This is a genomic window from Collinsella sp. AM10-26, assembly GCF_003472525.1.
Classification (GTDB): Bacteria; Actinomycetota; Coriobacteriia; order Coriobacteriales; family Coriobacteriaceae; genus Collinsella.
Map to the genome: position 1 here is coordinate 1 of NZ_QRMC01000009.1, position 10231 is coordinate 10231.

Sequence of the window (10231 nt, forward strand, 5' to 3'; positions counted from 1 at the left end):
TAGCGGGTGGTTTAAAGCTGGCCGCTGCGCGGCCAGCAGACTAAAGTCTTGAATGAAAGGGCGCAGACCTTATGGTCGCGCCCTTGAAATTGAACGTCAGATTGCCGTGTGTGTGGGTTTGCAGCGTCGAGCCGTTACGCGGTTTGGTAAAACCGCGTAACAAATTACGCCAATTTGGCTCCGACGATCTTTGCCGCCGCAGGCTTGTCGAAGTTGCCGCCGGTGGCCTTGCCGAGTGCACCCATGACCTGGCCCATCTGCTTCTTGGACGTGGCGCCCAGCTCGGCGATGACCTGCTCGATCAGGGCCTCGAGTTCCTCGCCCGAAACCTGCGCGGGCAGCAGGCTCTCCAGAATCTTGACCTGCTCGGTCAGGTTGTCGGTACGCTCTTGGTCGGTGCCGGCCTTGATAGACATCTCCAGCGTCTCGCTTGTCTGCTTGATCAGACGTTTGATCATGCTGTTGACGTCTTCCTCGGTCACGTCGCGGCGCTCATTGACCTCGATGTTCTTCACCTCAGCCTTAACCTGGCGAATGATAGACAGGCGAACCCTGTCCTTGGCCTTCATGGCCGCAATCATTTCCTTCTGCAGCTCTTCGTTGGTCATCTGCAAACCCTCCTCAATAGTGCGGGCGGCACTCACACGAGCGCCGCCCCATGATTACTCAGTCGTCGACGAATCGTCGGTCGAACTCTTGGTGACGCCCTTCAGGCTGACGTTGTACGGCACGTCCTTGGGCATGGGGTTAACGGTAATGTCGGCATCCTTCTTGTACTGCTCCAACCACTCGCTATACGCAGTGCTCTCTGCCTGCGTCTTCACCACGTTGGAGACGTACTTTTTGATGGCCTTGGGCACCTGGTTGATGTCATCGACCTGATTATCGACATGGAAGTAGTCGGTGCACTTGATGATGTGATAGCCGTACGTCGACTCGACCACGTCGCTCACATCGCCCTTGTTGAGCCCCTCGAGTGCCGCCTGGTAGCTGTCGACGAAGGTGGTGAGCTTGTCCCAGCCCACGTCACCCTTCTTCTCCTTGGAGCCGGTGTCGTCGGAATACTGCTTCACGGCGTCTTCAAAGCTCAGCTCGCCGGAGTTGATCTTGTCCAGGCACTCCTGCGCCTTAGCCTTGGCGGCAGCCTTGTCCTCGTCGGATGCGTCGGAATCGACCTTGATCAGGATGTTCGACGAGCGGCGGGCATCGTTGTAGTTCGACAGATTCTCGTTGATGTAATCGACGATCTCGCTGTCCTTGGGCTTGCTGGTGGGCGCCACGGCATCTTTGAGCTTTTGCTGCGCCAGGCTCTCCTTGAGCGAGCTCTTATAGGTGTCCTCGGTGTAGCCGTAGGTCTTAAGGGTCTTCTTAAAGGCCTTGGCACCGCCCGCGCTCTTGCACGCGTCCTTCCAAGCCTTCTCGACCTCCTCGTCCGACACCGTCACGCCGTTCTCCTTCTGTGCCTGTTGAAGCAGAATCTGCTGCGTGTAGGAGTCGATGAGTTGCTTGCGGTACTTCTTGGGCGTGAGGTCGTTGTCGACCAGATACTGCGCCCAGTCCTTGTCCTTGGTGTAGCCGTAGGACGTGCGCATGCTCATGATCTGCTTGGTCACGGTGTCCTCGGTGAGGTTGGTGCCGTTGATAGTGGCAGCCACACCGCCGGTAAGCTTGTAGCCCGAGGTATCCTCTGCTTGCGACATAAGGCCGGAGCACGCCATGGCCGAGACGGAAAGCAGCATCGCCAACACACCGATGACCACCAGAACGATCTTGACGGTCTTAGACACGTACGTCTTGCGCTGCTTCTTACGAGAGTTGGAGGCAGCGCGAGCCTGCTGCTCGGGCGTCGGCGCGGCCTCGGAGTTCTTTTTCTTATTTGCCATGTTTGGCCTTTCGCATCACGAATCGAACAAACGCCATTGTGTCACAACGCGGCCCCGCGACAAAGGGGGCAACCCTGGCACTTGGGGACGTTCCTTTTCTGCCGGCAGTTAGGGACTGTCCCCAAGTGCCGGCTTTAAAAGTGGCGGCGGATGGCGTCGACCATGCCTTGAGGTGTGGTCTGGCCGAGCACATCGGCCGCGACATCCGCGTCCATAAAGATGTTCATGAGCGCCTGCAGGGCCTCGACCTGACCGCCCGGCTCGGCGATGCCCAGATTGATGACGATCTGCGCCGGCACCGGAGCGCCCATGCCAGCCATAGCGTTAAATGTCACGGGCGCGGCGGGCTTTACCACCGCGATATAGGGCTTGGCTACAAACCCCGGATCGGTATGTGGAATGGCGATATTTGCCGCCGGCATGGCAAGACCCGTGGGATAGGCATCCTCGCGCATGCGGACGGCATCGAGCCAACCGGGCGCAGTGTAGCCGCGAGGCGCAAGCTCGTCCTCGAGCCGCGCAAACACCTCATCCGGCGTCGCGCACTCCCAATCAAAAAACACCAGCTCAGGCGTAAACAGCGCTTCGTTATCCGCCATGCGCTCACCTCTCTCACCTAGTCACCTGCGACGTTCTTAAACGACTAGTCATTCAAGAACGTCGCAGGTGACTACCTAAAACAAAAGGTGGCCACGCGCGCCTTGGCGCCAATGACCACCCTGACTACTCGGATAAATTGTACTGTGCGCCGCTAGCCGCGAGGCGCGTCAATTGCGACCTTGCCGCTCTCCAGCACGTGGACGCGGCCGTCGGCGAGCATCTGGACCACCTCGGGATACAGGACGTGCTCAATGGCATGGATGTGCTCCTCGAGCGTGTCGACGTCCCAGCCTTCCTCGACAGCCAGCGCACGCTGGGCGATGATGGGACCGTTGTCGTAGATCTCGTTGGCAAAGTGCACGGTCACACCGGTCACCTTGACGCCGCGCGCAAAGGCATCGTCGATCGCATGCGCGCCGGTAAAGCTCGGCAGCAGCGCCGGATGCAGATTTACCACGCGGTTGGGGAACGCCGCCAGCAGGGGCGTGCGGACCATGCGCATGTAGCCAGCCATGACCACATATTCGCAGCCGCGCTCGAGCAGCTCGTGCGCAATGATCTCGTCGGCGGCAATAGGGTCGGCATAGACATCCTTGGAAAGCGTCAGCGTCTGAATGCCCGCACGCTCGGCACGCTGCAGGCCCTTGGCCGAAGGACGGCTCGAGACCACCAGCTCAATCGAAGCATTGAGCTTGCCAGCGGCGATCAGGTCGATCAGCGCCTGCAGGTTGGTACCCGAACCGCTGATGAGCACACCGATCTTGAGCGGCTCGTCCGTATCGGTGCCGGTCGGACGGGCATAGGGCACAAAGTCCAGGCCCTCGGCGGCAGCCATCTGCTCGTTAGCGCTCATCGGAGTACACGACCTTACCGGAACCCTCGACGCACTCGCCTACGCGGAACGGCTTCTCGCCCAGCGCGACCAGGGCCTCGGTAACCGCGGCCTCGTCCTCGGGGGCGACGATCAGGCACAGGCCAACGCCCATGTTGAAGGTCTTGCATGCCTCGTCGGGCGCGAGCTCGGCTTGGCGCGACACGTAGGTGATGACGGGCGGAACGTCCCAGCCCATCTCAGCGCCATTGCGGGTGACCACGGCATCGACGTCGTCGGCGAGCGCGCGGTTGAGGTTCTCGGTAATACCGCCGCCGGTGATGTGGGCAATCGCGTGCACCGGAGCGCCGCCGCGCAGCAGCTCAAGAATCGGCTTGACGTAGATGCGCGTGGGAGCGAGCAGGGCGTCAGCGAGCGATGCGCCGCCGAGCTCCTCGAGCGGACGGCTCAGCTCCTCGGCCTTAGCGGCGGCCTCGGGCGTGCCCGGCTTAATGCCGTCGACGCCGATGACCTTGCGCACGAGCGAGTAGCCGTTGGAGTGCACGCCGGTGGAAGGCAGGCCCAGGATTACATCGCCCGGGCGGACGTTTGCGGGGTCGAGCATCTTGGGACGGTCGACGACACCCACGGTAAAGCCGGCGAGGTCGTAATCGGCGGGGGCCATGACGCCCGGGTGCTCGGCCATCTCGCCGCCCACAAGCGCGCAGCCCGCGAGCTTACAGCCATCGGCCACGCCCTTGATGATCTTTGCCATGTGCTCGGCCTCGATGTGACCGATGGCAACGTAGTCCAGGAAGAACAGCGGCTCGGCGCCCGAAGCCAGAATGTCGTTGACGCACATAGCGACCAGGTCCTGGCCCACCGTCTCGTGACGGTCCATGATCTGGGCGAGCACGAGCTTGGTGCCCACGCCGTCGGTGCCGCTGATCAGGATCGGGTCTTCCATATCCTTAAGCGCGGCAGCCGAGAACAGGCCACCGAAGCCGCCAATGCCGCCGATAACCTCGGGGCGATTGGTGTCCTTGACCATCTGCTTAATCGCGTCGACGGCGCGGCCGCCCTCGGCGGTATCGACGCCGGCATCCTCATACGTCACATGCTTGCTGTCGCTCATCTGAGCCTTCCTCTCCCATTACCGTGGCGCCGCGCGGGCGCCAAACGGTGCTCATAGTTGCGTTCATTTCGGCGCGCGCCATAACAGCACGCGCCGCCATATCAACAAAACAGCAGGTAAAACCTACCAAAATAAACCTGTCCCTTTTTGGCAGGCTTTAGGCCTCGCCGTGTTCCTCTTCCCAGCTGCGGTCGTCGTATTTCTCGACCACGGCGTCGTCGTCAAAGTGCAGCGGCTTGTCCAGGTTGCGGGGCTTAAAGCCCTCCATAAATTTGTCGCGGCCAAAGCTCTCGGGAATCGCCACGGGATAGCGGCCGGTAAAGCATGCATCGCAATAGCCGCCCTTGGGCATGACCTTCAGCAGGCCCTCGACCGAAAGGAAGGCCAGCGAATCGGCGCCAATGTACTCGCAGATCTCATCGACCGTCTTGTTGGCACTGATGAGCTGCGACTGCACGTCGGTATCGATGCCGTAGAAGCACGGCCAAATGACCTCGGGCGAGTTGATGCGAATGTGAATCTCCTTGGCGCCGGCGTTACGCAGCATCTTGACGAGCTGCACCATGGTGGTGCCGCGCACGATGGAGTCGTCGATGACGACCAGGCGCTTGCCCTCGATGTTGTCGCGCAGCGGGTTGAGCTTCATGCGCACGCCCATGGCGCGCAGCTCCTGCGTGGGCTCGATAAACGTACGGCCCACATAGCGATTCTTGATGAGGCCCTCGCCAAAGGGAATGCCGCTCTCGTGCGAATACCCCTCCGCGGGCGGCAGGCCGGAGTCGGGCACGCCGATGACCAGATCAGCCTCGACGGGCTCCTCGTGTGCCAGCTGGCGACCCATGTCGTAGCGGCAGGCGTAGACGCTCTTGCCGTTCATGATGGAGTCGGGGCGGGCGAAGTAGACCTGCTCAAAGATGCAGTTGGCAGGCTCTTCGGCTGCAGGTACGCCCTGCTCGGATACCAGGCCCTCGGCGCTGATGCGCAAAATCTCACCGGGGCGGACATCACGGACGTACTCGGCACCCACGATGTCGAGCGCACAGGTCTCCGAGGCAACGACCCAGCCGCCAGCGCGCGTGACATGGGTGGTGGCGTCGACCGTCGCGGCGTCGTCTTGCGACGGCAGCTGCGAAACGGATGCGGCATCGGCTTGGTCCAGGCCCTCGTCCACGAGCTTGCCCAGCACCAGCGGGCGAATGCCGTGCGGGTCGCGGAAGGCATAGAGCGCCTGCTCATTGATGAGCGTCATGGCGTAGCCGCCGCGCACGAGTTCCATGGTCTTACGAATGCCCTCGCGCAGATGGCCTGTACGCTGAGTAAAGTAGCCGATGAGCTTGGTCGCGACCTCGGAATCCGAATTGGAGAGGAACGGCACGCCCAGCTCGATCAGCTGGCGGCGCAGCTCGTCGGTGTTGACCAGCGTGCCGTTGTGAGCAAGCGCGATAATGACGCTGTTGATGGTAGAAAGATGCGGCTGAGAGGCTTCCCAGCTCTTGGCACCGGCGGTGCCATAGCGCACGTGGCCCACGGCCAGCTGGCCGGAGAGCGTCGACAGGTCGGCGTTGGAGAACACGCGGTCGAGCAGGCCCAGATCCTTGCGGACCATAACCGTGCCGCCGTCACCCACGGCGATTCCCGCCGATTCCTGGCCACGGTGCTGCAGCGCACGCAGGCCAAAGTACGTCAGTCGAGCCACGTCGCGATCGGGCGCCCATACGCCGAAAATGCCACATTCCTCATGCAGCTGGTCGGAGTCCGGATCATACGTCGACATGGTGTTCACCTGTCCCGCGGCACGCTCGGCCGCGCGGATGGTTTCTTGAGACATGGCATCCCCTCAGAGCCTCGTATTTTGGCGTTACCCACCTTATTATACGCACGGCAGGACAAGCACTCCCGCGCATGAACAGCGCTTTTTAAAAGCCCACCGAGCTAATAATCAGTTTTGTAGCCAAACATTTTATCGGTCTGTCCAGCGCAAGCGCCCGCTCCCCCAGATGGCCGCCGTGTCCACCGTTGGGGATTACAAAGTTGCAATTGGGTCGTTTGTCCTGTCTTTTGGCAGGTCGGCGGCGTATCCTTATAACCTGCAACAAAGCGAGAAAGGTTATGTATGGATCGAAATGAGCTCGACCCCAGCGTCCCCAGCGCCACAGAGGTCAAGAAGATCCCCCTGATCATTAAGGTGTACGCCGCCCTGTGCATTCTGTCCGGCGTGGGCACGCTCCCGTCGGTCGCCGCCTTTATGTGGCAGGTCATCACCGCGCTCATCACCGGCAACACCGCCGCCAAGCTCGGCGACAACACGCTCGTCGCGGTCGGCCTTATCGTCGCCGGCATCATGCTCTCGGCGGCGAGCGCGGTCATCTTGATCATCTTTGGCCTGGACCTTATCAAAAACCAGCGCCGCAACGCCGCGCGCCTGTCCTATATCCTTATCGCATTTACCGTCGTTGAGCTTTTGGTCGACGTGATGCTCCAGGGTATCGGGCCGTTCTTGCTGCGCCCCGCCATCCAGCTCGGCATCCTCGTCGCGCTTTCGGCCACCGTCGACCCCACGCTTCGTCAGGAGCGCGAGCTGCAGCGCCGCCTGCAGGAGATGCTCGATCGCGACGCCGCCGCCGAGGGCATGCTCGGCCGCGATGAGACCGGCGAAGGCTACATCAAGCTCAACTACTTCAACCTGTTCTGGGTATTCTTTGTCTGCTGCGTACTCGGCCTGATCCTGGAGGACATCTGGCATATGACGGTCGACGACCCGGGCGTCTACCAGAACCGCGCCGGCATGCTGTTTGGTCCCTTCAGCCCCATCTACGGATTTGGCGCCGTACTCATGACCATGGTGCTCAACCGCTTCTACAAAAAGAACCCCATCATTATCTTTTTGGTGAGTGCCCTGCTCGGCGCAAGCTTTGAGGTGTTCGTGGGCTGGTTTATGCAGACCTCGTTCGGTGTGGTCTCGTGGAACTACTCGCACATGAAGCTCTTTGGCATGCCCGACCCACTCGCCGTCCTTACCGGCGGACGCACCTGCACGGGCTTTGCCTGCCTGTGGGGCCTGGGTGGCCTCATCTGGATCAAGCTGCTGCTGCCGAGGCTGCTCAATCTCATCAACATGATTCCGTGGAAGAGCCGCTACTCCGCTACCGTCATCTTCACCATCATCATGCTGGTCGACGGCGTCATGACGCTGCAGTCGCTCGATTACTGGTACCAGCGCGTCAACGGCACGGTCAGCGATATTCCCGTTGCGCAGTTCTACGGCACGTACTTCGATAATGAGTATATGGAAAATCGTTTCCAGAGCATGACCATGAGCCCCAAGGATGCGACGCGCGTGTAGCGCCCACCGCGCCCAAAACGCAAAATGCCCGCCGGTATCACACGTACCGGCGGGCATTTTTATAAACGAGCCTTCTGTCGACGCAAGCCTCTACGCCTCGCGCTCGACCTCACTCACACACTCATTTTTGATGGTGCCGACAAGCGACTGCAGGGCATCGACCATGTGCGGACGAACGTCTCCGCCAATGAGCACGAGCATGATGTCGTCGCCCACGGTAAGCTCGCCGCTTGCCAGCCACACGCGCACATAGCCGATACCCGGCATCGCGCGCGTGGCCTCGATAGCAGCCTACACCTTCTGAGTATCGAAGCCAAACACCATGCCGCCCACCTTATGCCCAGGCGCCACGCCATCGGTCTCGACTCCGCGCACCTCGGCCTTGGGCGTCGCACGCACCACACCGTTGTGTGTCAGGTACATGCCGCAGCCAGCCGCCGAAGCATCGGCCTTAGCCTCACGCAGCCAAGCATCAACCGAAGGCATCGTTTTGCCACTTTCAAGCATCATTTCTCCCTTACCGTCAGCGAGTAGCTAATTTGGGACGGGGCTCTTTTAGCTACCCCTGGATAATCTACTCCTCGACCGGCGTGAGCACCATGACGGCACGCGTGTTGCTCAGCGATAACGAACGACAGGTCACGAGCGTCAAGACCTTGGTTGCCGAGGCGGCGCGATCGGTGGCATCGCTCGCCACGGCAGAGGCACCGTCGAGCATCTCGGACAGGTAGTTCTTGAGCCCGTCATCGCCCTCAAAATTGGCCGCGCGCGCCTTGGAGTACGTATCCTCAACGACCTTGGTCGCCAGCGGACGCAGCTTATACGTCGCATCGCGCGTGATGTAATACACGCACTCTATGCTGTCGAACGTCGCCTGATCGGTCGTGTCCGAGATCACATTGAACATCGATCCGTCGTTCATGTGGTGACCATAGATCGTAGTCTGCTGATCCACCATGCCGGGCGCAGTGTCCTCGTAATCCAAGAAGATGGCACCCGATGCGTTGGACGTGCCATCGAACAACGTGTTGAGGTACTTGGAATTATCAGTAGCCTGCACTACGGGATAGTTAATGTTGGTGCCCGGTACGTAAATCCAACCGACGACCTCGGGATTTGTCTGGGCAAGAGCATTGAAATCGATAATCGGCACGCCGCTAGCGTCCTTATCACTATACTGCCGTTCGATCTTTTGATACGACTCGCTCGCCTGTTTGTAGCCAATCTGCGCATCGATAAAGATGGCGGCAGCGGCAACGATCAGACCGATACCGATAATGATGAGCAGAATGGGAATGACGGACCGGCGTTTCTTGCGCGGCGGCTCGGTGTAATCCGACGGCGTGGCATGCGATGAAGACAGGGGCGGCTTCTTAGCGGTGCTATAAGACGAAGGACGATACGCAGCCGGCGTATCCTGACGACGATGGGATGTCGGCGTTACGGGACGCGGCGCGCGCGGCTGCTGAGGAGAGGATGTCCGACCCTGCTGTGCCGCACGGGCAGCACCCGGCTTCGACGGATCGGGAATCTGAGAAACCTTGAATCGTTTTCCCTGATAGTCGGACATGGCTCTCCTTATACTGCGGTGAAACGGCGGAACGCCTAGGCGTCGGCCATCTCCTGCTTCATCTTCTCGATAACCTTGCGGTACTCGGGGTCGCATGCGCCCAGAATCTGCGTGGCGTAGATGGCGGCGTTCTTGGCACCGTTGATGGCCACACAGGCCACGGGCACGCCCGAAGGCATCTGCACCATCGACAGCAGCGAATCCATGCCGCCCAGGTCACTCGTCTTCATAGGCACGCCGATGACCGGCAGCGGCGTAAACGCAGCCACGACACCGCCCAGGTGAGCAGCCTTGCCGGCAGCAGCAATAATCACCTTGATGCCGCGGTCGGCAGCAGTCGAAGCCCACTCGTGGACCTTCGCCGGCGTGCGGTGCGCGCTTGCAATGACGAGCTCATAGGGCACACCGAGCGCCTCGAGCTCGGCGGTACAGCCTTCCATAACGCCCAGATCGGACTTGGAGCCCATGATGATCCCGACAACCGGCTTCTGATCTGCCATAAACAAAGACCTCCTGTTGAGAGCGATGACGCGGCGGATCCGCGACCCTTAACTACTGAGAGTAGTATAGCTGCTCCCGTCCCTGCGGTCCCCGGGTGCCCCGCGGCGGGCCGGGTTTTTATCTTCGCTCCCCTTGCTTCGCAAAGTCGCTCCGATAATAAACCCGGCCCGCCGCGGGGCACCCAGGGACCTACCGGGAATTGCTATGACGTACGTTGGCTAATTTAGGTTGGAATGAAAGGTTTGCGGAGGGTAGTGGACAGTTAGTTCAGATACGTATTTTTTGGCCGTGCCTCTTGGAGCTAATAAAGTGGTTTGAAGTCACTTTGAGCCCCATAATGACCTTTATCGCCCTTATTTGAGCGTCTCCACCGGTTCGGAAAGTCAAA

The 10231-nt window shown here is 60.5% G+C and carries 11 protein-coding genes; 1 reads left to right on the forward strand and 10 read right to left on the reverse strand.

What is annotated here, in order from left to right; all coding sequences use genetic code 11:
- Nucleotides 1-164: 164 nt before the first annotated feature.
- The 6 genes from DW123_RS08400 to DW123_RS08425 form a co-directional block, all read right to left on the reverse strand.
- The gene (locus tag DW123_RS08400; protein WP_117743340.1) at nt 165-608 is read right to left on the reverse strand and encodes a GatB/YqeY domain-containing protein; all 444 of its coding nucleotides are present in this window, start codon (nt 606-608) and stop codon (nt 165-167) included.
- A gap of 54 nt (nt 609-662) precedes the next feature.
- Entirely contained in the window at nt 663-1883 is a 1221-nt protein-coding gene (locus DW123_RS08405) for a peptidylprolyl isomerase (protein WP_117743341.1), read from the reverse strand.
- Between the two features lie 134 nt (nt 1884-2017).
- The gene (locus DW123_RS08410) at nt 2018-2482 is read right to left on the reverse strand and encodes a PTS sugar transporter subunit IIA (protein WP_117743342.1); all 465 of its coding nucleotides are present in this window, start codon (nt 2480-2482) and stop codon (nt 2018-2020) included.
- Between the two features lie 152 nt (nt 2483-2634).
- Nucleotides 2635-3336 carry a phosphoribosylglycinamide formyltransferase gene (gene purN, locus DW123_RS08415; RefSeq protein WP_117743343.1) on the reverse strand — a complete coding sequence of 234 codons (702 nt, stop codon included), beginning with the start codon at nt 3334-3336 and terminating at the stop codon, nt 2635-2637.
- Nucleotides 3326-4429 carry a phosphoribosylformylglycinamidine cyclo-ligase gene (gene purM, locus DW123_RS08420; RefSeq protein ID WP_117743344.1) on the reverse strand — a complete coding sequence of 368 codons (1104 nt, stop codon included), beginning with the start codon at nt 4427-4429 and terminating at the stop codon, nt 3326-3328. The genes purN and purM overlap by 11 nt, the downstream gene beginning before the upstream one ends.
- Before the next feature lie 157 nt (nt 4430-4586).
- Nucleotides 4587-6257: an amidophosphoribosyltransferase gene (locus DW123_RS08425; RefSeq protein WP_117743345.1), complete on the reverse strand. Its 1671-nt coding sequence runs from the start codon at nt 6255-6257 to the stop codon at nt 4587-4589.
- A gap of 285 nt (nt 6258-6542) precedes the next feature.
- Between DW123_RS08425 and DW123_RS08430 the strand changes: the two genes are divergently transcribed.
- Complete coding sequence (locus DW123_RS08430; protein WP_117743346.1) at nt 6543-7772, forward strand: putative ABC transporter permease; 1230 nt, start codon at nt 6543-6545, stop codon at nt 7770-7772.
- Nucleotides 7773-7862: 90 nt separating this feature from the next.
- Here DW123_RS08430 and DW123_RS09780 read toward each other — a convergent pair whose 3' ends face one another.
- From DW123_RS09780 to purE, 4 genes are all read right to left on the reverse strand, one after another.
- Entirely contained in the window at nt 7863-8039 is a 177-nt protein-coding gene (locus tag DW123_RS09780) for an ABC transporter substrate-binding protein (RefSeq protein WP_233540179.1), read from the reverse strand.
- A 24-nt stretch (nt 8040-8063) separates the two neighbouring features.
- Nucleotides 8064-8282 carry a hypothetical protein gene (locus DW123_RS09785; protein WP_233540178.1) on the reverse strand — a complete coding sequence of 73 codons (219 nt, stop codon included), beginning with the start codon at nt 8280-8282 and terminating at the stop codon, nt 8064-8066.
- A gap of 64 nt (nt 8283-8346) precedes the next feature.
- Nucleotides 8347-9342 carry a class B sortase gene (locus DW123_RS08440; protein ID WP_117734786.1) on the reverse strand — a complete coding sequence of 332 codons (996 nt, stop codon included), beginning with the start codon at nt 9340-9342 and terminating at the stop codon, nt 8347-8349.
- 35 nt (nt 9343-9377) lie between these two features.
- Nucleotides 9378-9842 (reverse strand): 5-(carboxyamino)imidazole ribonucleotide mutase, encoded by a 465-nt coding sequence (gene purE / locus DW123_RS08445; RefSeq protein WP_006235810.1) that lies wholly within the window; start codon nt 9840-9842, stop codon nt 9378-9380.
- Nucleotides 9843-10231: the final 389 nt, after the last annotated feature.

Excerpts from the sequence above, each read along its gene's own strand:
- DW123_RS08400 (WP_117743340.1), bottom strand. The coding sequence starts at position 608 with ATGACCAACGAAGAGCTGCAGAAGGAAATGATTGCGGCCATGAAGGCC.
- DW123_RS08405 (WP_117743341.1), bottom strand. The coding sequence starts at position 1,883 with ATGGCAAATAAGAAAAAGAACTCCGAGGCCGCGCCGACGCCCGAGCAG.
- DW123_RS08410 (WP_117743342.1), bottom strand. The coding sequence starts at position 2,482 with ATGGCGGATAACGAAGCGCTGTTTACGCCTGAGCTGGTGTTTTTTGAT.
- purN (WP_117743343.1), bottom strand. The coding sequence starts at position 3,336 with ATGAGCGCTAACGAGCAGATGGCTGCCGCCGAGGGCCTGGACTTTGTG.
- purM (WP_117743344.1), bottom strand. The coding sequence starts at position 4,429 with ATGAGCGACAGCAAGCATGTGACGTATGAGGATGCCGGCGTCGATACC.
- DW123_RS08425 (WP_117743345.1), bottom strand. The coding sequence starts at position 6,257 with ATGTCTCAAGAAACCATCCGCGCGGCCGAGCGTGCCGCGGGACAGGTG.
- DW123_RS08430 (WP_117743346.1), top strand. The coding sequence starts at position 6,543 with ATGGATCGAAATGAGCTCGACCCCAGCGTCCCCAGCGCCACAGAGGTC.
- DW123_RS09780 (WP_233540179.1), bottom strand. The coding sequence starts at position 8,039 with ATGCCGGGTATCGGCTATGTGCGCGTGTGGCTGGCAAGCGGCGAGCTT.
- DW123_RS09785 (WP_233540178.1), bottom strand. The coding sequence starts at position 8,282 with ATGATGCTTGAAAGTGGCAAAACGATGCCTTCGGTTGATGCTTGGCTG.
- DW123_RS08440 (WP_117734786.1), bottom strand. The coding sequence starts at position 9,342 with ATGTCCGACTATCAGGGAAAACGATTCAAGGTTTCTCAGATTCCCGAT.
- purE (WP_006235810.1), bottom strand. The coding sequence starts at position 9,842 with ATGGCAGATCAGAAGCCGGTTGTCGGGATCATCATGGGCTCCAAGTCC.